This window comes from Streptomyces sp. NPDC050422, from assembly GCF_044458665.1.
Classification (GTDB): domain Bacteria; phylum Actinomycetota; class Actinomycetes; order Streptomycetales; family Streptomycetaceae; genus Streptomyces.
On sequence record NZ_JBITIE010000008.1, the window covers coordinates 218,547 to 244,746 of the forward strand.

Genomic DNA, 26,200 nt, shown 5'->3' on the forward strand with positions numbered 1-26,200 from the left:
GTTGGTCCCCTCTCATGCATCCCGCGGCCCCGAATCACGTCCGCGCCGGGCCCTGTGACAGGTCTGTGACAGTCGGCGGACAGGGCCATGAAATCGCCCCGGCAAGCTCGTTGACACAAGGAACGGACGGACTCCACCGACGGGGGGCGCGAGATGAACACCACGCACAGCATCACCACGAGCGCAGTTGTCACGCGTCTCCACGACGTCGGGCGGAGCACCGAGAAGTCCGGCGCCGCAGTGAACGGACGGGGGTGCGTTCGAGGCGCCGGGCGTCAGCACCCGTCGTACATGACGGTGGTCGACGCACCTGCCGCCACGGTGGCGGGCAACGGGGGAAGCACGTACGGGGAGGTCACGGGGGAGCGGAAGGCCCCGGAGGGGGCCGAGGACGCCGAAGCGGCGTTCACGGCCTACGTCCGGGAGCGCCGCGCCTCCCTGTACGCCACCGCCTACCACCTGACCGGTGACCGGTTCGAGGCCGAGGACCTGCTGCAGAGCGCCCTCTTCTCCACGTACCGGGCATGGGACCGCATCAGCGACAAGGCGGCGGTCGGCGGTTACCTGCGCCGCACCATGACCAATCTGCACATCAGCGCCTGGCGCAGGCGCAAGCTGAACGAATACCCGACCGAGGAGCTGCCGGAGACGGCGGGCGACACGGACGCGATGCGCGGTACGGAGCTGCGCGCCGTGCTCTGGCAGGCGCTGGCGCGACTGCCCGAGACGCAGCGCACGATGCTGGTCCTGCGCTACTACGAGGGCCGCACGGACCCGGAGATCGCGTCCATCCTCGACATCAGTGTCGGCACGGTGAAGTCCAGCATCTGGCGGTCGCTCCGCCGGCTGCGTGAGGACGAGGTCCTCAGCTTCGGCCGTGACGAGGAGGAGTCCTTCGGCGAGCTGGTGGCCTGAGGCAACGGGGGAACGGGGATACGGGGATACGGGGGAACGGGGGAACGGGGTACGGGGGAACGGATCGTCGCTTCGGGGGAGGCGGCGGTGTACGGGGGAAGCCGAGGGGTCGGACGGGCCGGGGGGTCCTGTCCGGCCCCTCGGCGCGTACGGAGGGGCCGCTCATGGCGAGCGGCCCCTCCCCACGTGACCGGAGCGCTGTCAGAGGGGCAGCGGGTCAGCGGGTCTGCGCGCGCAGCACGTGGTGACCGGACGCGACGCCGTCCACGTACACCTGCACACCGTCCGTGGTGGCCCGTGCGCCGCCGACCGCCCGTGAGCCGTCCCAGACGGTGATCCCGTCGAGCTTCACCCGCACCTTCTTCCCGCCCGTCGGGACGGCGAGCCGCCCCGAGGTGCCCTTGGGGGCTGTGGCGTTCAGCACGAAGCCGTCGGCCCGGGAACGCCAGGACGTGGTGATGTCGCCGTGCGGCGTCGGGACGCTGCCCTGCGCCCAGGTCAGGTCGCCCGGGTGCGGCACGATCGAGTACGTCGAGAAGCCGGGGCCGGTCGGCCGCACACCCAGCACCTGGTTGGTCAGCGTGACCGTGGGGCCGGACGCCCAGCCGTGGGCGAGGCTGGTGAACTGCTTGATGCCCGGCTGCCCGTTCACGTCGGCCTTCTCCCAGAACGTGCCGCCCGGGTCCTGGGTGAGCTGGTAGCCCCAGAAGGTACGCATCAGCTCCAGGGCGCTCTTCTGCGATCCGCCGCTCGGATCGGCCGCCGTCAGCCGGGCGTCCGCCTCGAAGCCGCTGGGCAGCGGCTCGTAGGACGGGTTGATCGACGCGTTGGGCGTGCTGGGCGACACGGTCAGGGCGCCGTACGGGCCCCAGCTGTTGCGCTTCAGGTAGTCCATCGCCCGCCCCGCCCGGTCCCGGTCCGCGATACCGGCCAGCACCGCCGTGGCGTTGGCGTCCTGCGGATAGGCGTCCGGGATCTCGCGGGACAGCCGGTAGGCGCCGGCCTTCTCGTCCCAGAGCTGCTCGTTGACGGCCTTCCTCACCTCCGCGGCGCGCGAGGCGTACCCGCCGGCGTCCGAGGCGGTGCCCCTGGCCCCGGCGAGCTCCGCCATCTCGTCGAGATTGCGGGCGTAGAGGGCGTTGACGTACGTCTCGTGGCCGCAGTCGCCGTAGCCGTAGTGCCCGCAGGAGCCCGAGGCCTGGAACGCGATCAGACCCTTCGGGTCCGTGCTGCGCACCTTCTCCAGCCACGCCGTGGCCCGGGTCAGCTGGGGCCACCACCGGTCCAGGTAGGCGCGGTCTCCGGTGTAGAGCCAGTGGTTGTAGAGGTTGTGGACGAACCAGGTGACGTACTCGCCGTAGGTGCGCAGCTCGTCCTGGTTGTGCTGCCCGACCAGGCTCGCGGCCGGTACGTAGCCGTCGTCCAGCTGCTGCGCGGCGAGGGAGGACAGCGAGTTCTCGACCGCCGGGACGTCGTTCGTGCTCAGGTACGTCACCGGTGCCTGGACGGCGAGGTCGCCCTGCCAGACGATGCGGTCGCGCTTGCCGCCGTCGAAGATGACCTCTTCGGCCGGATCGGCGTGCGGCACCTGGTCGTCGGCGTGGTCGGCCTCGCCCGGCTCGTACGGCCAGCTCTTCGCGGTGTCCGACATCCAGGTGTTGAGCTGGACGGTGTAGGCACCGGCGTACCAGATCTTGTTCAGCTCGTTGTCGCTGGAGAGGAACCAGCCCTTGTACGCCGCCGGGTCGGGCTGATTCGGAACGGCGGTGAAGTCCAGGGACACCCTGCCCACGTCCACCCAGCCCGGACCGTCGAGGAACAGGGTCGCGTAGCGGAACCCGCCGCGCAGTTGCGGGTCGGTCAGGGTGGCCGGCAGTTTCGCCGGGTCGAGTTCGAGGGTGTGGCTGTCGGAGTCGTAGGTGTAGGCGGTGCCCGGGTAGCCGTTCCAGATGTTCGCGGTGTCACAGCCCGGCGCGTGCGCCGCCTGCCCGTTGTTGTCCTGCGGTTGCACGGCGGCGAACTGACGCGATTCGCTGAAACACACATGAAGCTTCGGAGGTGTCGCGGACGCTCCGTCGACATGGACGCGGATCTTCCCGCCGACGTTCTTGCCGAAGTCCAGGGTGAGGAGAGGGGACTTGGTGCGGTCGCCGTCGCTGACCAGCCGCACCGGGTGTCCGGCCCTGCCCAGGACGGCCTTCGGGTCGCCCTTGATCGCGCCGCCGCGCGGATCCGCGGAGAGCACGGACACCGGTTCGACGCGGTGTCCGGTGGGCGCGAGGACGTACGGCTGCCAGCGGCCGGGCTGCGGCCGGTAGTTGGCGGTGTCCCAGGGGCCGGCGTGCCCGGCCGCAGGGCGGGGCGCGGCGGCCGCGCTTCCCGCCGGGGACGGCAGGACGCCCAGCAGGAGGGCCCCGCTCGCGGCCGCGACAAGTCCGGTGAGGCGTGTTCTCGAACGTGTGGTCATCTGATCCTGACTCCTGTTCGTGGTGCGCTGCGGAAGGGGCGGCTCAGCGTCGGCGTACCGTCACCTCGTGCGTACGTCCGGAAGCCCCGGACAGGACGGACGGTCCGGACAGGACGACCTGCCCCGGCAGCGCACGGGCCCCGTGGGCCAGGGACGACCCGTCCCAGGCGCGCTTCCCGTCGACCCGTACGACGCAGGCGGCCCCGTCGGGGACGGGTACCGCGATCTCGTCCACCACTGCGGCCGGTGCGCTGAGCGACAGGTCGAAGCCGCCGTGCGGCCGGGCCTTCCACGATGCGCGGATCACCCCGGCGGGCGTCGTCAACTGGCCCTCAGCGCGCCGCAGTCCGCCGGGTCGGGGGGCCACGGAGTAGCCCGCGCCGCCGTCCGACGCCGGTGCGATGCCGAGCAGGAAGTAGGTGAGCGCGGACGTCGGGCCGGTCGACCAGCCGTGCGCGGCGCTCATGTACGAGCCGCTGTAGTCGGAGCTGCCGTCGGTGCGGTACCCCTCCCAGAAGGTGCTCGCGGTTCCGTGCGGGGCGTTGAGCATGTAGCCCCATTCGCGCCGGATCAGTTCGAGCGCCGCGGCGTCGCGGCCCGCCGCGAAGTGGGCGTGCACCTCCATGCTGCCGGGAAAGGGATGGACGGAGTCGGGGCCCTTCTCCGGGGTGAGCGCTCCGACCGCCGTCCACCGCTTCGCCAGCGCCGCGCTCACGGTCCGGGCCCGCTCCGGGTCGGTCACCAGCCCGAACCACACGGCCAGCGCGTTGCCGTCCTGTGGGTACAGCGCGGCGCCCGCGCCGGTGGGCTTGTCCCGGTACAGGCCCGCCGCCGCGTCCCAGTAGCCCTGGGTGTCGACCGCCTGCCTGAGCTTCTGCGCGTGCTCCGCGCAGGCGGCGGCGGTCGCCGCGTCACCCATCGAGCGGGCGAGCGGGCCGGCCACGACCAGTGCCCGGTACATGATCGCGTTGGCTTCGAGGTTCTTGCCGTCGGCATCGGTGCGGGCCCAGTCGGCGGCGGCGGTCACGTTCAAAAGCCCGTCGGTGTCGAGCTTCGCGACCACGTGGGCGAGGGCCTTGAGATAGGCGTCGTAGACCGTACGGGTCCAGTCGAGATCGCCGCTGAGCTGGGCGTAGGAGGCGGTGCCGATGAGCGTCCACAGGTGGTACGCGTCGGAGTTGCCGATGAAGTTGACGGCCGGTCCCGCGTACGGGAGCGCGCCGCTCGCCGGGTCCTGGTGGTTGTACAGGGTCTGGAGGGCGCTGCGTACGGTGTCGAGGTCGCCCAGCGACACGTGGTCGGTCAGCACGGAGATGCCGAGGTCGCCGGGCCACACCGTGCGGTCGCGCTTGGCGCCGTCGACCAGGACGGTGCCGCCCAGCTCGCCGACCCGGGCGTCGTTGGCCCAGCCGACGTCCGGCGGGCCCCAGACGCGGCCCTCGTCGCTCGCGATGATGTTCGTCTGGACCGTGTAGGCACCGGCGTACCAGATCCGGTTCAGCAGATCGTCGTCGCAGTGGAAGTAGTTGGGGTACGCGCGCAGGTCGCGGGCGTTCGGCGCGAAGGTCACGCGCACCGTCGCACCGGTCAGCGCCACCGTCCCGGCGGTCTCGTTGACGACGGTCAGGTAACGGAAGCCGCCCCGTTGCTGGGACGCCGGAGTGGCCGTCTTCCCCGCACCGGCGACCGGTGTGTCCTTCGAGGTGTCCACCCGGCCCCCGGGCGGCGCCGCGTACTGCACGGCGGGCTCGTTGTTGCTGCCGCCGTTGGAACCGTCGCTCGCCGACGGGCCGGCGTAGGTGGACAGTTCGCTGTAGGTGAGCCCGACGATCTGGCTGTCGTCGCTGTCGCCGGCGAGGGTGAGCGAGACGAAGCCGCCTACCTCCCGGCCGAAGTCCAGTGTGACGGAGGAGCCCGCCCCGGTCAGGCGCGCTGTGCCGGAGCCGTGGCGGGACGTCAGGGACGCGGCGCCCTCGGCCGTTCCGGTGGTCGCGTACACGGCCACCGGACGCACCGTGCGGCTCGCGGGCGACAGGTTGTAAGCGTCCCACCGGCCGGCCGGTGCCTTGCGGTAGGCCGCCGGCGCGGTGGCAGGGCGGGCGGCGGCGGGGGCTCCGGCCGCACCGACGGGGGATGTGCCGGTCGCGCCGCCGGCGGGGGTGGCCGGTGCCGCGGCCGCCGCGGTGCCGGGCAGCGCACCTGCTGCCGCGGCCGCCGCGACCAGACCGCCGGCGAGGAAGGCGCGCCGACGCGGGCCGTCTCCCGATTCGTGGTTCATGACGATCCTTCTCTCGTGAGGGAAACGTTGTCATGGGGCGCGTGCGCGAGGCCGGGCGGCTGTGAGCGGGCATGGCGGAAGCGCTCGTCACGGCCGTGGTGGTGGCCGCAACGAGGTTGTGAATCGTTTCAATTCGTGGCCTCACGGCGAAGGTATACGGGCCTGCCCGGCCCGTACAGAGGTATGCCGCAGATCGTCCGAAGCCGCTCGGCGGGAATCGGCCACGCCGCCCGCCTCTTCCCCCGCTACACCGCGCCGCGCGCCGCTCGCGCCCGGCGGTGTCCCGCCGCTGCCGCGGCCAGCCGCCCCAGCGCCTCCTCCTTGCCGCAGGGGTGCGCCCCCAGTTGCGCCTGGCGCGCCACGATGCGGCGTTCGGCGCGCATCAGCCGCCAGCCCCGGCGCAGCAGGAACGGCACGGACTTGCGGCCTTCCCGCAGGTCCCGCAGCAGCCGGCGGCGGAACGTGGTCGACGGGCGGCCGCGCAGGCACAGGGCGTCCGCCAGGAGGCCCAGCGACCGGCACCGTTCGACGATGTCCGCGGCGAAGATCCCCTCGGCGACGAAGAGCGGCGTGCGCTCGATGTGGAACCCCTCGTGGCCCGTCCGGGAGCTGGTCGCGATGTCGTACACCGGTACGTCGGTGCGTCCGGTGCGGCACAGTTCGGCGATCGCGGCGACCGCCGCGTCGGCGTCCCAGGACAGCGCGGAGTCCCAGTCGATGTCCGTACTGCCGGTGACGAGCGGCAGCGTGGGGTCGCCTGCCTCCTTGTAGAAGTCGTCCAGCCGCAGCACCGGAAGACCGGTACGGGCGGCCAGGGAGGACTTGCCGGAGCCGGAGGGGCCCGCCAACAGGACGACGCGGGTCGAAATCGCTTGGGAACTCACAGAACACAAGTGTGAGGCATTGACCCGCACAGGGGATCCCCGGAGGTCCTGTTGGTATCCGGCATCACACCTCAACTACTCTGTGCACTCAACCGATTACTCGATTGATGGTTCGAATCGGCCCGATCAGGTGGGAACTTCATGGCACGTCACGCACTTTCCAAGTCCCGGCGCCGCACGCTGCTGCGGGCAGGTCTGACCGTCACCGCGGTGGGTGCCGCGCTCGGCGCGGGGGGTGCTGCGGCCCAGGCGGCCCCGCTGCCCCTCGTGCAGGCGTCGGGGACGGACACCAGCCTCGGCGAGGCGAGCGAGGCGGCCGGCGGCGCGGTCACCGGCGCGCTCGGCCACTCGCTCGACAACGGCATCGCGCCGGTGACGCACCTGCGCCTCGACCCGCTGGCCGGTACGGGCGTCGACCCGCTGGACAACGCGGTGGGGACGCAGGTCGCCGACTTCAAGCCGGTCTCCACCGCCGCCGTCACCGACCCGGTGACCAGCGGCGGCGCGCTCAAGGACCTGCCCGTGGTGGGGCAGGTCGCGGGCCTGCTGCACGGCTGACATGGACGCGGCCCGTGCCCCGGAAGAATTCCGGGGCACGGGCCGCTGCCCTGCCTGCGTCAGTACGAGGAGCCCGACACACCCAGCGCGCCCGTCGGGTGCCAGACCGTCTTGGTCTCCAGGAACGCCGTCAGCCGGCGGGTGCCCGGATCGGCCGACCAGCCGCTGCCGTTGCTGTCGCCGTCCACAGCCTGTGGGCGGGAGACCCGCTTCAGGTTGTCGGCCGCCGCGATCTCCAGCTCCTTCGCCAGATCCGCGTCGGCCCCCGTCAGGTCGATGCCGTTCACGTCCTGGTGGGAGGCGAGCGGCACGGCGATCTCCGCCGTCTTCCCCGACAGGATGTTGACCACGCCGCCCGGCAGGTCCGAGGTGGCCAGCACCTCGCCCAGCGACAGCGCGGGCAGCGGGGCCTCGGCCGAGGCGATGACGACCGCGGTGTTGCCGGCCGCGATCACCGGGGCGACCACCGAGATCAGGCCCAGGAACGAGGACTCCTGCGGGGCCAGGATCGTGACCACACCGGTCGGTTCGGGGGTCGAGAGGTTGAAGAACGGCCCCGCGACCGGGTTCGCCCCGCCCACGATCTGGGCAATCTTGTCCGTCCAGCCCGCGTACCAGACCCAGCGGTCGACCGCCGCGTCCACGACGGCGGCCGCCTTGGACTTCGACAGCCCCTCGGCCTCCGCCACCTCGCGGACGAACTGGTCCCGGCGGCCCTCCAGCATCTCCGCGATGCGGTAGAGGACCTGGCCACGGTTGTACGCGGTCGCGCCCGACCAGCCGCCGAACGCCTTGCGGGCGGCCACGACGGCGTCCCGGGCGTCCTTGCGGGAGGACTGGGGCGCGTTCGCCAGCCACTTGCCCTTGGAGTCGGTCACCTCGTACACCCGGCCGCTCTCGGAGCGGGGGAACTTGCCCCCGACGTACAGCTTGTAGGTCTTGAAGACGCTCAGTCGTCCGTCAGACATCGAGGTAGGCCTCCAGACCGTGACGGCCGCCTTCGCGGCCGAAGCCCGACTCCTTGTATCCGCCGAACGGCGAGGTCGGGTCGAACTTGTTGAACGTGTTGGCCCAGACGACGCCCGCCCGGAGCTTGTTCGCCACCGCGAGGATGCGGGAGCCCTTCTCCGTCCAGATGCCGGCCGAGAGGCCGTACTGGCTGTTGTTGGCCTTGGCGACCGCCTCGTCCGGCGTACGGAAGCTCAGCACGGACAGGACCGGGCCGAAGATCTCGTCCCGGGCGACGGTGTGCGCCTGGGTGACGCCGGTGAACAGCGTCGGCGCGAACCAGTAACCGGCCGACGGCAGCTCGCAGGGTGCCGACCAGCGGTCCGCGCCCTCGGCCTCGCCCGTCTCGACGAGTGCGGTGATCCGGGAGAGCTGCTCCGCGGAGTTGATCGCCCCGATGTCGGTGTTCTTGTCCAGCGGGTCGCCCAGGCGCAGCGTGGACAGCCGGCGCTTGAGCGCGTCCAGCAGCTCCTCCTCGATCGACTCCTGTACGAGGAGGCGTGAGCCGGCGCAGCAGACCTGGCCCTGGTTGAAGAAGATGCCGGTGACGATGCCCTCGACGGCCTGGTCGATGGGCGCGTCGTCGAAGACGATGTTGGCGCCCTTGCCGCCCAGTTCCAGCGTGGCCTTCTTGCCCGTGCCGGCGATCTGGCGGGCGATGGCCTTGCCGACCGCGGTCGACCCGGTGAAGGCGATCTTGTTGACGTCCTCGTGCTCGACGAGTGCCGAGCCCGCGTCCCCGTAGCCCGTCAGGATGTTGACGACGCCCTTGGGCAGCCCGGCCTGGCGGCAGATGTCCGCGAAGAAGAGCGCGGAGAGCGGGGTCGTCTCGGCGGGCTTGAGCACCACCGTGTTGCCGGTGGCGAGCGCCGGGGCGATCTTCCACGCGAGCATCAGGAGCGGGAAGTTCCACGGGATGATCTGGCCGGCGACGCCGAGCGGGCGCGGGTTCGCGCCGTAGCCCGCGTGGTCCAGCTTGTCGGCCCAGCCCGCGTAGTAGAAGAAGTGCGCGGCGACCAGCGGGAGGTCCGCGTCGCGGGTCTCCTTGATCGGCTTGCCGTTGTCCAGGGTCTCCAGGACGGCCAGCTCGCGCGAGCGCTCCTGGATGATGCGGGCGATCCGGAACAGGTACTTGGCGCGCTCGGAGCCGGGCAGCGCCGACCACTTCTCGAACGCCCGGCGGGCCGCCTTCACGGCCCGGTCCACGTCCGCGGCGCCTGCCCGCGCGACCTCGGCGAGCACCTCCTCGGACGACGGGCTGACCGTCTTGAAGACCTTGCCGTCGGCGGCGTCGGTGAACTCGCCGTCGATGAAGAGCCCGTACGAGGGGGCGATGTCGACGACGGAACGGGATTCCGGCGCCGGTGCGTACTCGAATGCAGATGCCATGGGAATCAGTCCACCGTCACGTAATCGGGGCCGGAGTAACGGCCGGTGCTGAGCTTCTGGCGCTGCATCAGCAGGTCGTTCAGCAGGCTGGACGCGCCGAAGCGGAACCAGTGGTTGTCCAGCCAGTCCTCGCCCGCCGTCTCGTTCACCAGGACGAGGAACTTGATGGCGTCCTTGGTCGTACGGATGCCGCCGGCCGGCTTCACGCCGATCTGGACGCCGGTCTGCGCACGGAAGTCGCGCACCGCCTCCAGCATCAGCAGGGTGTTGGCGGGGGTGGCGTTGACCCCGACCTTGCCGGTCGACGTCTTGATGAAGTCCGCGCCCGCCAGCATCCCGAGCCAGGAGGCCCGCCGGATGTTGTCGTACGTGGACAGCTCGCCGGTCTCGAAGATCACCTTCAGCCGTGCCCGGCCGCACTCGGCCTTCACGGCGAGGATCTCCTCGTACACCTTCAGGTAACGGCCGGAGAGGAAGGCGCCGCGGTCGATCACCATGTCGATCTCGTCGGCCCCGGCCGCGACGGCGTCGCGGACGTCCGCGAGCTTCACGTCGAGCGCGGCGCGCCCGGCGGGGAAGGCCGTCGCGACGGACGCCACCTTCACGCCGGAGCCGGCCAGCGCGGCGACCGCGGTCGCCGCCATGTCGGGGTAGACGCAGACGGCGGCGGTGTGCGGGGTCGTGCGGTCGGTGGGATCGGGATGGACGGCCTTGGTGGCGAGCGCGCGGACCTTGCCCGGGGTGTCCGAGCCTTCCAGCGTCGTCAGGTCGATCATCGAAATGGCGAGGTCGATGGCGTAAGCCTTGGCCGTCGTCTTGATCGAACGGGTTCCGAGCGAGGCGGCGCGCGCTTCGAGGCCGACGGCGTCGACGCCGGGCAGCCCGTGCAGGAAGCGGCGCAGCGCACTGTCGGACGCCGTCGCGTCGGCGAATGCGGGGGCAGTGGTGGGCATGGTCACCACATGAGCATATCTACGCGCGTAGCGGCCTGTACAGGGGCCCGTGCCGTTCGCGCATCGCGCGGCGCCGAGGCGTGAGGTGCGGGGCCGGGTGAACGCGCATCCGTACCCGCCCCGCCCGCCCCCGTACGCGTGTCCGGGCAGCCGCCCCCGCGTCCGGCGCGCACGTCAGGCAGAATCGGGCTCATGACGAGCCCCACGCCGCCCACCGAGCCCACCTACGCCGACCGGACGTTCCGGTCGCCCGCCGGGCTGGCCGGGGGAGTCCTGCTGCTCCTGCTCATCGGCTGGATCGGAGGGGACGCCGCCCTCCGGGGCGAGGACCGTGTGCCGTGGCTGGCGCTGGCCGGCCTGCTGACCGTCGTGCCGCTGGTGGTCGCCTTCACCCTGCGGCCGGTGGTCTTCGCCAACGACCGGCGCATCCGGATCCGCAACCCCTTCCGGACGATCACGCTGCCGTGGACCGACGTCGCGGACGTCCGGGCCGGGTACTCGAGCGAGATCTTCACCCGCGACGGCGAGAAGTACCAGCTCTGGGCGGTCCCGGTGTCGCTGCGGCAGCGCAAGAAGGCCGCCCGCCGTCAGTCCCAGCGGTCCATCGACGACCCGTACAGCCGGACGTCCGTCACCGCCGACGTGCGCGACACGAAGGCGCGGGCGGCGGACGCGGACCAGTCGGTCCGGGACCTGCAGGAGCTCGTTGAGCGAGCGAGCGACAAGCCCGCCGCCGAGGGCGTCACCAAGTCGGTCCGCTGGGCGTACGAGGTGATCGCACCGGCCGTCGTGGGCGCGGTGCTGCTGGTGGTGCTGGGCGCGATCGGCTAGGGCCTTTCGGTCAGTCCGGGGGTCGCGGCGAGGAACGGTTCCAGCAGACCGAGCAGCGCCTGCGGGCGGTGCAGCGGGATGATGTGGCCGCAGTCCTCGACGAGGTGGCCGACGAGGTCGTCGGCCACCGGCCGGAGCTGCTGTTCGAGGGCTCTGCCCACCGGATGGGAGCCGATGGCCATGACCGGGACGGTCAGCCGGCCCGCGAGGACGGCTTCCTGGATCTGCCGGGCGCTCGCCGGCAGCGACCGGTAGTACGAGAAGGCGCACCGCAGCGTCTCGGTTCCGGTGTACGCGCGGACGAAGGCGTCACGGACGTCGGGGGCCACGCCCTGCCCGAGCGTTCCCTCGGTGAGGAACCAGTCGATGTACCGGGCCTCGTTCCCGGTGAGCACCGATTCCGCGAGCCCGGGCTCGCGGTGGAAGCCGAACCACCAGGGCGCCCCGTGGGCGAGGAACTCCTCGGCGCCCGGCAGCCCGCCCAGGAGCGACTCCATGAGCACCAGCTGCCGGACCCGCCCGGGGCGGCGCATGGCGAGCAGGAACGCCGGTGGCGCGCCCGCGTCGATGCCGATCACGGCCGCGGAGCTCTCCCCGAGGGCGTCGAGCAGGGCCTCGGCATCGGCCGCGAGCGTACCGGCGTCGTATCCGCCGTCCGCCCGCGTGCTCAGCCCGGCTCCACGCAGGTCGGGTGCGATGACGCGGTAGTGCCCGGCCAGCTCGTCCATGACGGGGGTCCACAGCTGCCAGGTGTGGGGGAAGCCGTGCAGCAGCAGGACGGCGGGGCCGTCACCGGCGACCGCCACGTTGAGTTCGACGCCGTTGGCCGTGATCCGGCGGAGCTCGACGGGACGGTGACGGCTGTGTGGCGCGGGCATGCGGTTCTCCCAGACAGTTACCAATGGTGACAACACAACGGTAGGTAACTAGCCTGGGGGTGCCAAGACCGTACTTCTGCCACAGGTGGTGAGCTCCAGGTGACCTCCTCGACACCCCACTCCTCCGACTCGGCACCCCACTCCTCCGACTCGGCACCGCACTCCTCCGACGGGCGGCGCGGGGATCTCTTCGATCCGCAGTGTCCGACCCGCCGTCTGCTCGACCGGATCGGCACGAAGTGGATGTCGATGGCCGTCAAGGTGCTGGCGGAGGCATCTCCCGGGGAGGTGCGTTTCGGCGAGCTCCAGCGCGGGATGACGGGCATCTCGCAGAAGATGCTGTCGGTCACGCTCCGCGGGCTGACCCGCGACGGCCTGGTCGGCCGCCGGGTGGAACCGACGGTGCCGCCGCGCGTGTACTACCGGCTCACCCCGCTCGGCCTGACTCTGGTGGAACCACTGGCCGTGCTGCGCGCGTGGGCCGAGGCGCACATGGTCGAGGTCGACCTCGCGAACCGGCGCAGCGAGGAGGAGGCGGCGGTCGGCGCCTGACTCGTGGGCGCGGGGCCGGGTGTCCTGCACCGCGGTCCGCGACGGGCGCCACGGCCGGTTGAGATACCCGCCGGAACGTCCGCATGTATGCCCGGCGGCCTACGGGCAACTTCCTTGTGAAAGCCGGCCGGTTCGCCTGTTTCCGGGCCCGTCCGTCACGTCCGTCTCCTTACATTGCGTCTGCCGCCCCGGCGTCCGACCGGGCGGCAGGGGGTGGGCGTGATGACGGGTGGGACCGGATGACGGGCGACGGGTGCGGGGCCGGGCCCGCGGTCCGGGAGACGCCGGTGGCCGTACGGGAGCCGGTTCCGGCACCACCGGAGGGATCCGCGTACGCGAGCCCGCTCCCGGCCCGCGTGCCCCCGCCGTCCACGCCCGCGCGGACGACGGCTCCGGCGCCCCGCGCCTCCGCCGTACCGGGCCCCGGCCTCTCCCGCCGGAAGCCCGCCGCGACCCCGACCCCCACACCGTCACGACTCGCCGCGACCGACAGCACGCCCGCCCCCGAACAGGGGACCGTGCTGCGGATCGGCAGCTGGACGTCGTCGGTCGTGCGCGGCGGCCAGGAGGAGATCGACGCGTGCCAGGAGGCGGTCCAGTGGTCCGGTCCGGACTTCGGCAAGGAGGACGGGTACAAGATGCGTACGGCCGTGGTCGTCGGCCACGACTACTGCGGGTTCAGCCGGTTCGCGACGCTGCCCGTCGGAACACGCGTCACCGTCGGGACGCCGCGCGAGACCCTGACCTTCCGGGTGTACGCCCGCTACCTCACGCCCGGCCGCGGCACCCCCGCGCACGGGCTGTACTGGGGCGACCTGACGCTCCAGTCCTGCGTGGGACCGGACACCGGCTTCACGTACCTGATGCGTACGTGAGCCGGTGTCCGGCACCGGACCGTCAGATCCCGGCCGCGGCCGCCAGGTCCCGCTTGATGCCGGCCAGCAGCTCCGCACCCTTCGCGCGGGCCGCCGGCAGCTCGTCGGCCGAGGCGACCGGGACCACGACCTCCAGGTAGCACTTGAGCTTCGGCTCGGTGCCGCTCGGGCGGACGATCACCCGGGCGCCCTCCAGGTGGTAGCGCAGCCCGTCGGTGGGGGGCAGCAGCTCCGTGCCCCGGGACAGGTCCTCGGCCGAGGCGACGGCCAGGCCCGCGAGCGCGGTCGGCGGCTGCTCGCGCAGGCGGCGCATGGCGTCCGCGATGACGGACAGGTCCTCGACCCGGACCGACAACTGGTCGGTGGCGTGCAGCCCGTGCTCGACCGCGAGATCGTCCAGCAGGTCGAGCAGCGTGCGGCCCTGTTCCTTGAGTACGGAGGCGAGTTCGGCGACCAGGAGCGCGGCCGTGATGCCGTCCTTGTCGCGGACGCCGTCCGGGTCGACGCAGTACCCGAGCGCCTCCTCGTAGCCGTACCGCAGGCCGTCCACGCGGGCGATCCACTTGAAGCCGGTCAGCGTCTCCTCGTAGCCGAGGCCCGCCTTCTCGGCGATCCGGCCGAGGAGGGACGAGGACACGATCGACTCGGCGAACACACCGGTGACACCGCGTCCGACGAGGTGGGCGGCGAGCAGCGCGCCGACCTCGTCGCCGCGCAGCATCCGCCAGCCGCCGTCCACGGCGGCGTCCGGGACGGCGACGGCGCACCGGTCCGCGTCCGGGTCGTTGGCGATGACGATGTCGGGGTCCGAGCGGCGTGCGGTGGCGAACGCGAGATCCATCGCGCCGGGTTCCTCCGGGTTGGGGAAGGCCACGGTGGGGAACGCGGGGTCCGGATCGGCCTGTTCGGCGACGAGGACCGGGGCGGGGAAGCCGGCGCGGTCGAAGGCGGCGGTGAGCACGGACGTGCCGACGCCGTGCATGGCCGTGTGGACGACACGGGCCGTGCGGGGCGAACCTGCGGCCAGTACCGCGTCCGTACGCGCCAGATAGGCGTCCAGTACCTCGTCGCCGAGGGTCTCCCAGCCGCTGTCGGGGCGGGGGACGGTGTCCAGCGGGCCGACAGCCGCGATCGCGGCGGCGATCTCGCCGTCGGCCGGGGGCACGATCTGCGAGCCGTCGCCGAGGTAGACCTTGTAGCCGTTGTCGCGCGGCGGGTTGTGGCTGGCGGTGACCTCGACGCCGGCGACGGCACCCAGATGCCTTATGGCGTACGCCAGTACGGGGGTGGGGAGCGGGCGGGGGAGTACGGCTGCCCGCAGACCGGCCCCGATCATCACGGCGGCGGTGTCCCGGGCGAAGTCGGTGGACTTGTAGCGGGCGTCGTAGCCGATGACGACGAGGCCGCCGTCCTGACCCTGAGCCTTCAGGTACGCGGCGAGCCCGGCGGCTGCGCGGATGACGACGGCGCGGTTCATCCGCATGGGCCCGGCGCCGATCTCACCGCGGAGTCCGGCGGTGCCGAACTGGAGCGTGCCGGCGAACCGCGCGCCGAGCTCCTCGAGGTCCTCGGCGTCGATGAGCTTCGCGAGCTCGTCGCGGGTCTCGGGGTCGGGGTCCTCGGCGAGCCAGGTCCTGGCCCGGGCGATGAGGTTCTGCTCCTGCTGCACGGTGGTCCGCCTTCCTCTTGGTCTGGTGGGGTTGCTGTGCGGGGGGCGCCTGCGGCGGGCCTTGTCCCCTCCCCGCCCCTTCCCGTAACCGGGGGCTCCGCCCCCGGGCCCCCGCGCCTCAAGCGCCGGCGAGGCTGACTTTCAAGCCCCTCCGGCGATTGAGGAGCGGGGGGTACGGGGGCAGCGCCCCCGAAAGGCACCGCAGTGCGGTCAGATCCGGTCCAGGACCCGGGCCAGCAGCGACCCCATCCGGGTCGCCGAGTCGCGCCCCGCCTGCAGCACCTCTTCGTGGTTCAGCGGCTCCCCGCTCAGCCCCGCCGCCAGGTTCGTCACCAGGGAGATGCCCAGCACCTCCGCGCCCGCCTCGCGGGCCGCGATGGCCTCCAGCACCGTGGACATGCCGACGAGGTCGCCGCCCATCACACGGACCATGTTGATCTCGGCCGGGGTCTCGTAGTGCGGGCCGGGGAACTGCACGTACACGCCCTCTTCGAGGGTCTCGTCGATCTCCTTGCACAGCGCCCGCAGCCGCGGGGAGTACAGGTCGGTCAGGTCGACGAAGTTGGCGCCGATGATCGGCGACGCCGCCGTGAGGTTGATGTGGTCGCTGATCAGGACCGGCTGTCCGGGGCGCATGCCCTCGCGCAGACCGCCGCAGCCGTTCGTCAGGACGATGGTCTTGCAGCCCGCGGCGACCGCGGTGCGCACCCCGTGGGACACGGCGGCGACGCCGCGGCCCTCGTAGAAGTGCGTACGGCCCAGGAAGACCAGGACGCGCTTCGCGCCGATGCGGTACGAGCGGATCGTGCCGCCGTGCCCCTCGACGGCGGGGGCGGGGAATCCGGGCAGGTCCGTCACCGGGAACTCGGCCTCCGGTGTGCCGAGCGCATCGCCGGCGGGCGCCCAGCCGGAACCCATCACGAGGGCGACGTCATGGGTCTCGGCACCGGTCAGCTCGCGCAGGCGGGCGGCGGCGTCGGCAGCGGCGGCGTGCGGGTCGCCCTGGATGTGGTCCGGAATAACTGATGCGTTCACGCGGATGAGCGTAACCGCTGAATCCCTACGCGCGTAGATGCTCCCGTACAGAGACTGACCGTGTTCGTTCGTGCGTTCCCACAGTCATCCCGCCGGGATCATGCGAAAGGGCAGATCAGCGCGGGTTTCCGGCGCTCAGCAGGGGCGCTTGCGGAGTTCCATCACATAATCGTGCGGCGCGCCCGCGGAATCGGCCGCGTCGGCGATCTCGCCCAGGTAGCGGGCGGACGGCAGCCCGCCCTCGTACCCGTTCAGCACGTACATCCAGGCCGGCTCCTCGCCGTCCAGGGTGTGCACCCGGACCCGCATGCGGCGGTAGATGTCCAGGCCGACACCCTCCCAGCGGTCCATGGAGTCCTCGTCCATCGGCGCCAGGTCGTACAGCGCCACGAACACCTGGGAGCGCGGCGCCTCGACCACCGTGGCCAGCGCGCCCTCCCAGCCCATCTGCTCGCCGCCGAACGTCAGCCGCCAGCCGTTCAGCCAGCCGGTGCCGCGCAGCGGGGAGTGGGGTGCGCGGCGCGTCATCAGCCGCGCGTCGAGGTTGCCGGCGTACGCGGCGTAGAGCGACATGGGATCGAGGGTACGGGAGGTGACACCGGGAGCGTCGATTCCCGGGAGGAACAACCCTGCCCGGGGAGGCGGATTCACCGGCCGCATCCCGTGTCCGCGGCGCCCCGTCGCACGTATGGAGGGCCCCGGGGCGAAGCACCTTGGCGCGTGCGGGACAATGAAGTACGTACTGCATTCCCCCGGGGCGGCCCCCCGGACCCCCGGCCGGGACAGCAGACGGCCGTGGGACGAGAAACGCGAGGCGGACTTTTCGTGACCCGGATCGTGATCATCGGCGGCGGACCCGGCGGGTACGAGGCGGCATTGGTGGGCGCCCAGCTCGGCGCGGAGGTGACCGTCGTCGACTGTGACGGCCTCGGCGGCGCGTCCGTACTCACCGACTGCGTGCCCTCGAAGACCCTGATCGCGACGGCAGAGGTGATGACCACCTTCGACTCCTCGTACGAGGAGCTCGGCATCATCGTCGCGGACGACACTCCGCACATAGAGCAGGCGGCGCGCGTGGTCGGCGTCGACCTGGGCAAGGTCAACCGACGGGTGAAGCGCCTGGCGCTCGCCCAGTCGCATGACATCACCGCATCCGTCACCCGTGCGGGCGCCAGGGTGATGCGTGGACGCGGCCGTCTGGAGGGCCTCCAGGCCGCCGACGGCTCGCGCCAGGTCGTCGTCACCGCGGCCGACGGCACGGAGGAGACGCTCACCGCCGACGCCGTGCTGATCGCCACCGGCGGCCACCCCCGGGAGATCCCGGACGCGCTCCCCGACGGCGAGCGGATCCTGAACTGGACCCAGGTCTACGACCTCGACGAGCTCCCCGAGGAGCTCATCGTGGTCGGCTCGGGTGTGACGGGTGCGGAGTTCGCCGGTGCCTACCAGGCGCTCGGCTCCCGCGTCACCCTCGTCTCGTCCCGGGACCGCGTGCTGCCGGGCGAGGACCCCGACGCGGCGGCCGTCCTGGAGGACGTCTTCCGGCGCCGCGGCATGAACGTGATGGCCCGCTCCCGCGCCCAGTCCGCCAAGCGGGTCGGCGACCGGGTCGAGGTGACCCTCGCCGACGGCCGGGTCATCACCGGCTCGCACTGCCTGATGGCGGTCGGCGCCATCCCGAACAGCGCCGGCATGGGCCTGGAGGACGCCGGGGTCCGGCTGAAGGACTCGGGCCACATCTGGACCGACAAGGTCTCCCGCACCAGCGCGCCGGGCGTCTACGCGGCCGGTGACGTCACCGGGATCTTCGCGCTCGCCTCGGTCGCCGCCATGCAGGGCCGGATCGCGATGTACCACTTCCTCGGCGACGCGGTGGCCCCGCTGAACCTGAAGACGGTCTCCTCGAACGTCTTCACCGACCCCGAGATCGCCACGGTCGGCTACAGCCAGGCCGACGTCGACGCGGGCAAGATCGACGCCCGGGTCGTCAAGCTCCCGCTGCTGCGCAACCCGCGCGCCAAGATGCAGGGGATCCGGGACGGCTTCGTCAAGATCTTCTGCCGGCCCGGCACCGGCATCGTGGTCGGCGGCTGCGTCGTCGCGCCGAAGGCGAGCGAGCTGATCCACCCCATCTCGATCGCGGTCGACAACAATCTGACCGTGGAACAGATCGCAAACGCCTTCACTGTGTATCCGTCCCTGTCGGGATCGATCGCTGAAGTGGCCCGGCAGTTGCACACCCGGAAGCAGGCGGGCGAGGCGTAGCCGACTGCGGGGGAGCCCCGGGGAATCCGGCATTCCCCGGCAACTCCCGGCAACTCAGGCGGTCCGCCGACCGCCGTTCGATCAGTACGGAACAACAACGGGGCCGCCTATACCACTTGGTGGCCCCTTGTGTGTACAACTTCTGTTATTCGGCGCAAACAGCTGAAAACGCTCGGGCGGTCACGTTACTGTCAGTTTTGTGTTCGCTGCAGAACGTCGTCAGTTGATCCTCGAAATGGTGCGTGCCAACGGGGCGGTATCGCTCCGTGAGCTCGCCCGCGTCGTCCAGACCTCCGAAGTGACCGTACGGCGGGACGTGCGGGCACTGGAGGCAGAAGGACTCCTCGACCGCCGGCACGGCGGTGCGGTTTTGCCGGGCGGTTTTACGCGGGAGTCCGGCTTTCCGCAGAAATCCCATCTCGCCACCGCGGAGAAAACGGCCATCGCCGACCTGGCCGCCGGCCTCGTCGAAGAAGGCGAGGCCATTGTGGTCGGCGCCGGTACGACCACGCAGGAGCTGGCCCGCCGGCTCGCGCGGGTCCCCGGTCTGACCGTGGTCACCAACTCGCTGCTCGTCGCCCAGGCGTTGGCCCATGCCAACCGGGTGGAAGTGGTGATGACCGGGGGCACCCTGCGCGGTTCCAACTACGCCCTGGTGGGCAGTGGGGCCGAGCAGTCGCTCCAGGGGCTGCGGGTCTCGCGCGCCTTCCTGTCCGGGAGCGGGCTCACCGCCGAACGCGGACTCTCCACGTCCAACATGCTCTCCGCGAGCGTGGACCGGGCGCTGGTGCAGGCCGCGGGGGAGGTGGTGGTCCTCGCCGACCACACCAAGCTCGGTTCCGACACCATGTTCCAGACCGTGCCGACGGATCTCATCACCCGTCTGGTGACGGACGAACCGGCCGCGCACGACGACCGGGCGGCCGCGGAACTGCAGGCCCTGGCGGACCAGGGAGTGCAGATCGCGGTGGCGGGTGCCGCGGGGGGAGCATCGTCCGCGGACTCCCTCCCGCCCGGCCGGTCCGCCCGTCGTGACGCGCCGCTGCCGGGGCAGCGGCGCACGCATGCGCAGCAGTTGCGGGGGGCGGTGCTGGCGGAGCAGGGGGAGCGGGCGCGGGTGGCGGACCTGCGTCGGCGGTAGCGGGTTTCGGGGGCTCCGCCCCCGGGCCCCCGCTCCTCAGTCGCCGGAGGGGCTTGGTTTGCCGGGCCCCCGCTCCTCAAACGCCGGAGGGGCTGGGTGGGCCGGAAGGTCCCGAACTGCTCAACCCCCGCAGCGTCAGCGCCAGCAACCGCTCCGCCAGTTCCGGATCGTCCGGTGACTGCTCCGCGGCCAGCGCGATCGCGTTCGTCAGCTGCATCAGGTCGCCGATCGACACTTCGGACCGCACCGACCCGCTCGCCTGAGCCCGGGTCAGCAGCACCGAACCCGCCTCGCGCAACGGCACGTTGCACGGCGACAGGGCCGAGGTCTCGTCCCGGCACGTCGACATGAGTGCCTGCGCCAGCCCCCGGTACTCACCCGCATGAGTGATGAGCGCGCCCAGCCACTCCACCAGGCCGGTGCACGGCTGCTCCGCCGCGGCCAGTTCGCGGGAGCGGGTGATCAGGGAGGCCACCGCCTCCTGGAACACGGCGCTCATCAGCGCGTGCCGGGTCGGGAAGTGCCGGTACAGCGTGCCGATGCCCACGCCCGCCCGTCGCGCGACGTCCTCCAGGGACGCGTCGGTGCCGTGCTCGGCGAAGGAGTCCCGGGCCTCGGCCAGCAGCCGGTCGTAATTGCGGCGCGCGTCGGCGCGCATGGGCCGGTCCGGCGTGTGGACCGGTGTCCGTGCCGTACTCATCGCCATTGCGCAGTCCTCCCTGTGTCCGCCCCGGGGTCCAGGATGCCACCGCACAACCGGAGGTGTCCTCCGTAACGCCGGACGGCCGGACCGTCCCCGCCATGACCGGCGCCCCGGTCACGTCGTACGACATGAGCGGGGCGCCGGTGGAACAGGTGGGAACAGCTGCCGCGGGGATCAGTCCTTGATCTCGCAGATGACCGCACCGGAGGAGACCGAGCTGCCGACTTCGGCGGCCAGTCCCTTGATCGTGCCGGCGCGGTGGGCGTTGAGCGGCTGCTCCATCTTCATGGCCTCCAGGACGACGATCAGATCGCCTTCATTGACCTCCTGGCCCTCCTCCACCGCGATCTTCACGATCGTGCCCTGCATCGGGGAGGCGAGGGTGTCGCCGGAGACCGCCGAGCCGGACTTCTTCGCCGCACGGCGCTTGGGCTTGGCGCCCGCCGCGAGGCCCGTACGGGCCAGGCTCATGCCCAGCGACGAGGGCAGCGAGACCTCCAGGCGCTTGCCGCCGACCTCGACGACGACCGTCTCGCGGCCGGACTCCTCGTCCGCCTCCGCGTCGGCCGGAGCGGCGAACGGCTTGATCTCGTTGACGAACTCCGTCTCGATCCAGCGGGTGTGGATGCGGAACGGGTCGGAGGTGAACGCCGGGTCGACGACGACCGCACGGTGGAAGGTGAGGGCGGTGGCCATGCCCTCGACGTTGAACTCGGCCAGCGCGCGGGCCGCGCGCTGGAGCGCCTGCTCACGCGTCGCACCGGTCACGATCAGCTTGGCCAGCAGGGAGTCCCAGGCCGGGCCGATGACCGAGCCGGACTCGACGCCCGCGTCGAGGCGGACACCGGGGCCGCTCGGCGGCGCGAACACGGTGACGGTGCCGGGGGCGGGCAGGAAGCCGCGGCCCGGGTCCTCGCCGTTGATCCGGAACTCGAAGGAGTGACCCCGCACGGCCGGGTCGTCGTAACCGAGCTCCTCGCCGTCGGCGATGCGGAACATCTCGCGTACGAGGTCGAGGCCGGTGACCTCCTCGGTGACCGGGTGCTCCACCTGGAGGCGGGTGTTGACCTCCAGGAAGGAGATCGTGCCGTCCGTGCCGACCAGGAACTCGACCGTGCCGGCGCCGACGTAGCCGGCCTCCTTCAGGATCGCCTTGGACGCCGCGTACAGCTCCGCGTTCTGCGCCTCGGACAGGAAGGGCGCGGGCGCTTCCTCGACCAGCTTCTGGTGGCGGCGCTGGAGCGAGCAGTCACGGGTGGAGACGACGACCACGTTGCCGTGGGAGTCGGCCAGGCACTGGGTCTCCACGTGCCGCGGCTTGTCGAGGTAGCGCTCCACGAAGCACTCCCCGCGCCCGAACGCGGCGACGGCCTCACGGACGGCGGAGTCGTACAGCTCAGGGATCTCCTCCAGCGTGCGCGCGACCTTCAGTCCGCGCCCGCCACCGCCGAACGCGGCCTTGATCGCGATCGGCAGCCCGTGCTCCTCGGCGAAGGCGACCACCTCGGCGGAACCCTCGACCGGGTCCGGGGTGCCCGCGACGAGCGGGGCGCCGGCGCGCTGGGCGATATGGCGGGCGGCGACCTTGTCACCGAGGTCCCGGATCGCCTGCGGCGGCGGGCCGATCCACGTGAGACCGGCGTCGAGCACGGCCTGGGCGAACTCGGCGTTCTCCGACAGGAAGCCGTAACCCGGGTGGATCGCGTCCGCCCCGGAGTCCTTGGCCGCCTGGAGCACCTTGGCCATGTCCAGATAGCTGGTGGCCGGGGTGTCACCGCCCAGCGCGAATGCCTCGTCGGCCGCACGCACATGCAGAGCGTCGCGGTCCGGGTCTGCGTAGACGGCCACGCTCCCGATTCCCGCGTCCCGGCAAGCACGGGCAACACGGACAGCAATTTCGCCACGGTTGGCGATGAGCACCTTGCGCACGATGGCTCCCTCCTTGAAACAAGCTGAGTTTAGGGACAACCGACACGGTCCTACGACCCGTCCCCAATGGTGAGCTTGCCCACACGGAGTGTGATTCGAGGCTTGCTCGAGTCGCGAAATCCCTTGTGGCACCACGGTACGCCGGAGACCTTGACCGCACAGTAGCCACGAGGTGTGGTCCAGGTCTCTGTCGGCACGGGCAGCGACTCCCGGTGTTTCTTTGTGGGCTTCCTACTAAGCGGCGCGTAATTCTTTGCCCGACGCACGAGGGCCCGCACAAGTGGGGTGCGAGCCCGGAAGGGACGGGGGCGTGAAGGGGTTGCGGAACCCCTTGTCCGGAGCGTTACCGGTTAGTAGGGTCCGCGCTATCGCACGTACTGCAGGTAACAGGGGGTGAGCGCCGTGGTGCGCAGGCCGGTGGCTTTCATAGCCGCGCTCGTGCTGTTCGCGGAAGCCGTGGGCATCGTGATCATCAACGTGGTCCTGGGAACGGTCGTGAAGAACCAGGACATGTCCCTGGCGGGCACCGATCCCGCTCTCATGTCCAAGGGGACCTGGGTGCTGGGTGGCGTCTCGGGTCTGTTCCTCGTCCTGTGCGGCGTGCTGCTCCTGCTGGCCGGCATCCGCGACCGGGCCCCGGGCCGCGTCGCCCGGATCGTCCTCATCGGCTGCGCCGTCGTCCACGGCGTGCTGGGCGCGCTGACGGTCGGTCTGGTGGGCTGGTCGGCGTTCGCCCTCATGATGGTGGTGCTCGGCCTGATCGTGCTGACGCTGGTGGCGTACGGCCCCGACGACGAGAAGCCGGCCGCCGGTGCCGAGCCCGAGCAGCCGACGGCTCCGGCCCCCGCCCCCGCCTGACCCTGGCCCTGGCCCCGGCCCCGGCCCGACAGGCTCTCAGACCCAGAGGTCGGTGACCTGGATCCCGAGCTCGCCCAGCAGCCGTCGCAGCAACGGCAGCGAGAGCCCGATGACATTGCCCGGGTCGCCGTCGATGGAGTCCACGAACGGCGCCGAGCGCCCGTCGAGGGTGAAGGCGCCCGCGACGTGCAGCGGCTCGCCGGAGGCCACGTACGCGGCGATCTCGGCATCCGACGGCTCCCCGAAGCGGACCGTCGTGGACGCGGTCGCGGAGGCGGTGCGCCCACTCGCGGTGTCGGTCAGGCAGTGACCCGTCCGCAGGACCCCGGAGCGCCCCCGCATGGACTTCCAGCGGGTCGTGGCCTCCTCGGCGTCGGCCGGCTTGCCGAGGGCCTCGCCGTCGAGTTCGAGCACCGAGTCGCAGCCGATGACGAGCGCCCCCGCGGCCTCCGGCAGCCCGGCCACGACCGCGGCTTTGGCCCGGGCCAGGACGAGCGCGAGCTCGGCCGGTGTGGGGGCGCTCAGCGCGTCCTCGTCGACCCCGCTGACGATCACCTCGGGCGCGAAACCGGCCTGCCGCAGCAGGGCGAGACGGGCGGGTGACTTCGAGGCGAGTACGAGGCGGCGGGGCGCGGGGTCGGTCATGCGGGCCATCGTACAAATGAGCCGCACGGGCGTGCCGCACCCGGGGGCGCTGCCCCCGGAACCCCGCTCCTCAATCGCCGGAGGGGCTTCAAGGGCCGCACGGGCTTGAAGCCGGTCAGAGGGCGCCCAGGACGAACATCGCGATCACCATGGCCAGCGCGAGGACGAGTCCCGCGCGCCGGAGCATGTCCTGGGCGTCGCGCAGTTCCTTCGGCGGCTTGTTCTCGGGATCGGACCACAGCATGATCCGATCCTGCGGTGCGGACCGTGGCGGCGCCTGAGTACGCGTACTCAACCGCCGCCACACGCGTCACTACTAGGGCGTGTTTCGAAAGTCCCGCCTGCCGGGCGGCGTCTGGCACTTCCCGAGCTCTCGGCTTCGCTCGAGCAGGGGAGACCCCATTGCTCGCGGCGTTGCCGAAAAGCCCTGGTAGCTCCGCTACGAGGACTTCCTGGCGCCTTGCGATCGCACGCACCAGACGCCGCCCGGCCCGCCCTCCGGGCGGACGGCGCTACTTTCGAAACACGCCCTAGCCGGGCCAGTACGTACGCGCCCAGGCGCGCGGTCCCGGCAGGTGGCGGCCGCGCCGGGCCAGACCGGCCGGGTCGGACCACTGTGCGGGCAGCTCCGGCGCGCCGGACGACACGGCGGACGCCGCGGCGCGCGCCCGGACCACCGCCAGGGCGGCGGCGAGCTCCTCCGGGGTCGGGTTGCCCCGTACGACCTTGATCATGGCCAGGACCCTTTCTAGAGGGGGATGTTGCCGTGCTTCTTCGGGGGCAGCGACTCCCGCTTCGTCCGCAGCTGCCGCAGCCCCTTCACCACATGGGCCCGGGTCTCTGACGGCATGATCACCGCGTCGACGTAGCCGCGCTCCGCCGCCACGTACGGGTTGAGGAGCGCGTCCTCGTAGTCCGCCATCAGTGCGGCGCGGGTCGCCTCCTGATCCTCGGCGGCGGCGATCGTGCGGCGGTGCAGGATGTTGACCGCGCCCTGCGCGCCCATGACGGCGATCTGCGCGGTCGGCCAGGCGACGTTGATGTCGGCGCCCAGGTGCTTGGAGCCCATGACGTCGTACGCGCCGCCGAACGCCTTGCGGGTGATCACCGTGATCAGCGGGACGGTCGCCTCCGCGTACGCGTAGATCAGCTTGGCGCCGCGGCGGATGATGCCGCCGTACTCCTGGTCCACGCCCGGCAGGAAGCCCGGCACGTCGACGAAGGTCAGCACGGGCACGTTGAACGCGTCGCACGTGCGGACGAACCGTGCGGCCTTCTCGCTCGCGTTGATGTCCAGGCAACCGGCGAACTGCATCGGCTGGTTGGCGACGATGCCGACCGGGTAGCCCTCCACCCGGCCGAAGCCGGTGAGGATGTTCGGCGCGAACAGGGCCTGGGTCTCCAGGAACTCGCCGTCGTCCAGCACGTGCTCGATCGCGGTGTGCATGTCGTACGGCTGGTTCGCCGAGTCCGGGATGAGCGTGTCGAGCTCACGGTCCTCGTCGGTGGTCGCCAGGTCCGCCTCCTCCGGGAAGGCCGGGGCCTCGGAGAGGTTGTTCGACGGCAGGTACGACAGCAGCGACTTGACGTACTCGATGGCGTCCTTCTCGTCACCCGCCATGTGGTGCGCCACACCCGAGGTGGTGTTGTGCGTACGGGCGCCGCCGAGCTCCTCGAAGCCCACGTCCTCGCCGGTGACCGTCTTGATGACGTCGGGTCCGGTGATGAACATGTGCGAGGTCTGGTCGACCATGACCGTGAAGTCGGTGATCGCGGGGGAGTAGACCGCGCCGCCGGCGCACGGGCCGACGATCAGGGAGATCTGCGGGATCACACCCGAGGCGTGCACGTTGCGGCGGAAGATCTCCGCGAAGAGGCCCAGCGCCGCGACACCCTCCTGGATGCGGGCACCGCCGCCGTCGTTGATGCCGATGACCGGACAGCCGGTCTTCAGCGCGAAGTCCATCACCTTGACGATTTTCTCACCGTAGACCTCGCCGAGCGAGCCGCCGAAGATGGTGAAGTCCTGCGAGTACACGCAGACGGGGCGGCCGTCGACCGTGCCGTACCCGGTGACGACACCGTCCCCGTACGGCCGGTTCTTCTCGATGCCGAAGTTCGTCGAGCGGTGCCGGGCGAATTCGTCCAGCTCCACGAAGGAACCCTCGTCGAGCAGGAGATCGACGCGCTCGCGCGCGGTCAACTTGCCCTTCGCGTGCTGCTTTTCCACCGCGCGCGCGGAGCCCGCGTGGGTCGCCTCGTCGATACGGCGCTGCAGGTCCGCGAGCTTGCCCGCGGTGGTGTGGATGTCGATCTCTTCCGGCTCGGACATCGGGTGGCGGCTCCCTGCCTGGTCACGGGGGACGA

24 protein-coding genes are annotated in these 26,200 nt (G+C 71.6%); 8 read left to right on the forward strand and 16 right to left on the reverse strand.

Translation table 11 applies throughout. The features are described from left to right. The first annotated feature begins 153 nt into the window (after positions 1-153). Positions 154-915 (forward strand): SigE family RNA polymerase sigma factor, encoded by a 762-nt coding sequence (locus tag ACIBJG_RS14515; RefSeq protein WP_399307821.1) that lies wholly within the window; start codon positions 154-156, stop codon positions 913-915. Positions 916-1,132: 217 nt separating this feature from the next. On the opposite strand, the gene ACIBJG_RS14520 is transcribed toward ACIBJG_RS14515, so the two are convergent. The 3 genes from ACIBJG_RS14520 to ACIBJG_RS14530 all read right to left on the reverse strand — a co-directional run bounded on the left by ACIBJG_RS14520 (position 1,133) and on the right by ACIBJG_RS14530 (position 6,544). After that, positions 1,133-3,382: an MGH1-like glycoside hydrolase domain-containing protein gene (locus ACIBJG_RS14520; RefSeq protein ID WP_399307822.1), complete on the reverse strand. Its 2,250-nt coding sequence runs from the start codon at positions 3,380-3,382 to the stop codon at positions 1,133-1,135. A gap of 43 nt (positions 3,383-3,425) precedes the next feature. After that, positions 3,426-5,660 carry an alpha-L-rhamnosidase C-terminal domain-containing protein gene (locus ACIBJG_RS14525; RefSeq protein WP_399307823.1) on the reverse strand — a complete coding sequence of 745 codons (2,235 nt, stop codon included), beginning with the start codon at positions 5,658-5,660 and terminating at the stop codon, positions 3,426-3,428. A 245-nt stretch (positions 5,661-5,905) separates the two neighbouring features. Then, positions 5,906-6,544, reverse strand: coding sequence for a uridine kinase (locus ACIBJG_RS14530; RefSeq protein ID WP_399307824.1), 639 nt, complete (start codon positions 6,542-6,544; stop codon positions 5,906-5,908). Between the two features lie 141 nt (positions 6,545-6,685). Between ACIBJG_RS14530 and ACIBJG_RS14535 the strand changes: the two genes are divergently transcribed. Next, positions 6,686-7,102 carry a hypothetical protein gene (locus tag ACIBJG_RS14535; RefSeq protein WP_399307825.1) on the forward strand — a complete coding sequence of 139 codons (417 nt, stop codon included), beginning with the start codon at positions 6,686-6,688 and terminating at the stop codon, positions 7,100-7,102. 59 nt (positions 7,103-7,161) lie between these two features. Here ACIBJG_RS14535 and ACIBJG_RS14540 read toward each other — a convergent pair whose 3' ends face one another. The 3 genes from ACIBJG_RS14540 to deoC are packed head-to-tail and all read right to left on the reverse strand — an operon-like array spanning position 7,162 to position 10,452. Next, the gene (locus ACIBJG_RS14540; protein WP_399307826.1) at positions 7,162-8,070 is read right to left on the reverse strand and encodes an aldehyde dehydrogenase family protein; all 909 of its coding nucleotides are present in this window, start codon (positions 8,068-8,070) and stop codon (positions 7,162-7,164) included. Next, a complete protein-coding gene (locus ACIBJG_RS14545; RefSeq protein ID WP_399307827.1) occupies positions 8,063-9,499 on the reverse strand; it encodes an aldehyde dehydrogenase family protein in 1,437 nt (478 codons plus the stop codon). The genes ACIBJG_RS14540 and ACIBJG_RS14545 overlap by 8 nt, the downstream gene beginning before the upstream one ends. A gap of 5 nt (positions 9,500-9,504) precedes the next feature. After that, a complete protein-coding gene (gene deoC, locus ACIBJG_RS14550) occupies positions 9,505-10,452 on the reverse strand; it encodes a deoxyribose-phosphate aldolase (protein ID WP_399307828.1) in 948 nt (315 codons plus the stop codon). Between the two features lie 192 nt (positions 10,453-10,644). Here deoC and ACIBJG_RS14555 point away from each other — a divergent pair, with 192 nt between their 5' ends. Then, a complete protein-coding gene (locus tag ACIBJG_RS14555; RefSeq protein ID WP_399307829.1) occupies positions 10,645-11,283 on the forward strand; it encodes a PH domain-containing protein in 639 nt (212 codons plus the stop codon). Here the strand turns inward: ACIBJG_RS14555 and ACIBJG_RS14560 are convergent. Beyond that, positions 11,280-12,161, reverse strand: a complete 882-nt coding sequence (locus ACIBJG_RS14560; RefSeq protein ID WP_399307830.1) for an alpha/beta fold hydrolase — start codon at positions 12,159-12,161, stop codon at positions 11,280-11,282. The two genes, ACIBJG_RS14555 and ACIBJG_RS14560, sit on opposite strands and share 4 nt — an antisense overlap. Positions 12,162-12,377: 216 nt before the next feature. Here ACIBJG_RS14560 and ACIBJG_RS14565 point away from each other — a divergent pair, with 216 nt between their 5' ends. Next, positions 12,378-12,713: a winged helix-turn-helix transcriptional regulator gene (locus tag ACIBJG_RS14565; RefSeq protein WP_399307962.1), complete on the forward strand. Its 336-nt coding sequence runs from the start codon at positions 12,378-12,380 to the stop codon at positions 12,711-12,713. A gap of 239 nt (positions 12,714-12,952) precedes the next feature. Continuing rightward, positions 12,953-13,588: a hypothetical protein gene (locus ACIBJG_RS14570; RefSeq protein WP_399307831.1), complete on the forward strand. Its 636-nt coding sequence runs from the start codon at positions 12,953-12,955 to the stop codon at positions 13,586-13,588. 22 nt (positions 13,589-13,610) lie between these two features. Here ACIBJG_RS14570 and ACIBJG_RS14575 read toward each other — a convergent pair whose 3' ends face one another. The 3 genes from ACIBJG_RS14575 to ACIBJG_RS14585 all read right to left on the reverse strand — a co-directional run bounded on the left by ACIBJG_RS14575 (position 13,611) and on the right by ACIBJG_RS14585 (position 16,865). Further along, positions 13,611-15,257: a phospho-sugar mutase gene (locus tag ACIBJG_RS14575; protein WP_399307832.1), complete on the reverse strand. Its 1,647-nt coding sequence runs from the start codon at positions 15,255-15,257 to the stop codon at positions 13,611-13,613. A gap of 210 nt (positions 15,258-15,467) precedes the next feature. Next, positions 15,468-16,292, reverse strand: a complete 825-nt coding sequence (locus ACIBJG_RS14580) for a purine-nucleoside phosphorylase (protein ID WP_399307833.1) — start codon at positions 16,290-16,292, stop codon at positions 15,468-15,470. Positions 16,293-16,427: 135 nt separating this feature from the next. Next, entirely contained in the window at positions 16,428-16,865 is a 438-nt protein-coding gene (locus tag ACIBJG_RS14585; RefSeq protein WP_024490113.1) for a gamma-glutamylcyclotransferase, read from the reverse strand. A gap of 252 nt (positions 16,866-17,117) precedes the next feature. Between ACIBJG_RS14585 and ACIBJG_RS14590 the strand changes: the two genes are divergently transcribed. Beyond that, positions 17,118-18,557 (forward strand): NAD(P)H-quinone dehydrogenase, encoded by a 1,440-nt coding sequence (locus ACIBJG_RS14590; protein WP_399307834.1) that lies wholly within the window; start codon positions 17,118-17,120, stop codon positions 18,555-18,557. A 199-nt stretch (positions 18,558-18,756) separates the two neighbouring features. Then, a complete protein-coding gene (locus ACIBJG_RS14595; protein WP_399307835.1) occupies positions 18,757-19,698 on the forward strand; it encodes a DeoR/GlpR family DNA-binding transcription regulator in 942 nt (313 codons plus the stop codon). Positions 19,699-19,774: 76 nt separating this feature from the next. Here the strand turns inward: ACIBJG_RS14595 and ACIBJG_RS14600 are convergent, their stop codons facing one another. Together ACIBJG_RS14600 and ACIBJG_RS14605 are read right to left on the reverse strand one after the other, a co-directional pair. Continuing rightward, positions 19,775-20,404, reverse strand: a complete 630-nt coding sequence (locus tag ACIBJG_RS14600; protein ID WP_399307836.1) for a TetR/AcrR family transcriptional regulator — start codon at positions 20,402-20,404, stop codon at positions 19,775-19,777. A gap of 171 nt (positions 20,405-20,575) precedes the next feature. Further along, on the reverse strand, positions 20,576-22,330 hold the full coding sequence (locus ACIBJG_RS14605; protein ID WP_399307837.1) for an acetyl/propionyl/methylcrotonyl-CoA carboxylase subunit alpha: 1,755 nt from the start codon (positions 22,328-22,330) through the stop codon (positions 20,576-20,578). A gap of 393 nt (positions 22,331-22,723) precedes the next feature. Here ACIBJG_RS14605 and ACIBJG_RS14610 point away from each other — a divergent pair, with 393 nt between their 5' ends. Then, on the forward strand, positions 22,724-23,188 hold the full coding sequence (locus ACIBJG_RS14610; protein WP_399307838.1) for a hypothetical protein: 465 nt from the start codon (positions 22,724-22,726) through the stop codon (positions 23,186-23,188). A gap of 36 nt (positions 23,189-23,224) precedes the next feature. On the opposite strand, the gene ACIBJG_RS14615 is transcribed toward ACIBJG_RS14610, so the two are convergent. The 4 genes from ACIBJG_RS14615 to ACIBJG_RS14630 all read right to left on the reverse strand — a co-directional run bounded on the left by ACIBJG_RS14615 (position 23,225) and on the right by ACIBJG_RS14630 (position 26,165). After that, positions 23,225-23,842, reverse strand: coding sequence for a Maf family protein (locus tag ACIBJG_RS14615; RefSeq protein WP_399307839.1), 618 nt, complete (start codon positions 23,840-23,842; stop codon positions 23,225-23,227). A 106-nt stretch (positions 23,843-23,948) separates the two neighbouring features. Further along, the gene (gene mmpB / locus ACIBJG_RS14620; protein ID WP_399307840.1) at positions 23,949-24,077 is read right to left on the reverse strand and encodes a morphogenic membrane protein MmpB; all 129 of its coding nucleotides are present in this window, start codon (positions 24,075-24,077) and stop codon (positions 23,949-23,951) included. Positions 24,078-24,363: 286 nt separating this feature from the next. Beyond that, positions 24,364-24,567, reverse strand: coding sequence for an acyl-CoA carboxylase epsilon subunit (locus ACIBJG_RS14625; RefSeq protein WP_399307841.1), 204 nt, complete (start codon positions 24,565-24,567; stop codon positions 24,364-24,366). Between the two features lie 14 nt (positions 24,568-24,581). Further along, the gene (locus ACIBJG_RS14630) at positions 24,582-26,165 is read right to left on the reverse strand and encodes an acyl-CoA carboxylase subunit beta (protein WP_399307842.1); all 1,584 of its coding nucleotides are present in this window, start codon (positions 26,163-26,165) and stop codon (positions 24,582-24,584) included. Between the last annotated feature and the right edge of the window lie 35 nt (positions 26,166-26,200).

What these genes read in the sequence shown, in the direction of transcription:
- ACIBJG_RS14630 (WP_399307842.1), bottom strand. Translation starts at nt 26,165, where the DNA reads ATGTCCGAGCCGGAAGAGATCGACATCCACACCACCGCGGGCAAGCTC.
- ACIBJG_RS14535 (WP_399307825.1), top strand. Translation starts at nt 6,686, where the DNA reads ATGGCACGTCACGCACTTTCCAAGTCCCGGCGCCGCACGCTGCTGCGG.
- ACIBJG_RS14560 (WP_399307830.1), bottom strand. Translation starts at nt 12,161, where the DNA reads ATGCCCGCGCCACACAGCCGTCACCGTCCCGTCGAGCTCCGCCGGATC.
- ACIBJG_RS14545 (WP_399307827.1), bottom strand. Translation starts at nt 9,499, where the DNA reads ATGGCATCTGCATTCGAGTACGCACCGGCGCCGGAATCCCGTTCCGTC.
- ACIBJG_RS14585 (WP_024490113.1), bottom strand. Translation starts at nt 16,865, where the DNA reads ATGTCGCTCTACGCCGCGTACGCCGGCAACCTCGACGCGCGGCTGATG.
- ACIBJG_RS14625 (WP_399307841.1), bottom strand. Translation starts at nt 24,567, where the DNA reads ATGATCAAGGTCGTACGGGGCAACCCGACCCCGGAGGAGCTCGCCGCC.
- mmpB (WP_399307840.1), bottom strand. Translation starts at nt 24,077, where the DNA reads ATGCTGTGGTCCGATCCCGAGAACAAGCCGCCGAAGGAACTGCGCGAC.
- ACIBJG_RS14555 (WP_399307829.1), top strand. Translation starts at nt 10,645, where the DNA reads ATGACGAGCCCCACGCCGCCCACCGAGCCCACCTACGCCGACCGGACG.
- ACIBJG_RS14570 (WP_399307831.1), top strand. Translation starts at nt 12,953, where the DNA reads ATGACGGGCGACGGGTGCGGGGCCGGGCCCGCGGTCCGGGAGACGCCG.
- deoC (WP_399307828.1), bottom strand. Translation starts at nt 10,452, where the DNA reads ATGCCCACCACTGCCCCCGCATTCGCCGACGCGACGGCGTCCGACAGT.
- ACIBJG_RS14525 (WP_399307823.1), bottom strand. Translation starts at nt 5,660, where the DNA reads ATGAACCACGAATCGGGAGACGGCCCGCGTCGGCGCGCCTTCCTCGCC.
- ACIBJG_RS14520 (WP_399307822.1), bottom strand. Translation starts at nt 3,382, where the DNA reads ATGACCACACGTTCGAGAACACGCCTCACCGGACTTGTCGCGGCCGCG.
- ACIBJG_RS14540 (WP_399307826.1), bottom strand. Translation starts at nt 8,070, where the DNA reads ATGTCTGACGGACGACTGAGCGTCTTCAAGACCTACAAGCTGTACGTC.
- ACIBJG_RS14615 (WP_399307839.1), bottom strand. Translation starts at nt 23,842, where the DNA reads ATGGCCCGCATGACCGACCCCGCGCCCCGCCGCCTCGTACTCGCCTCG.
- ACIBJG_RS14515 (WP_399307821.1), top strand. Translation starts at nt 154, where the DNA reads ATGAACACCACGCACAGCATCACCACGAGCGCAGTTGTCACGCGTCTC.
- ACIBJG_RS14600 (WP_399307836.1), bottom strand. Translation starts at nt 20,404, where the DNA reads ATGGCGATGAGTACGGCACGGACACCGGTCCACACGCCGGACCGGCCC.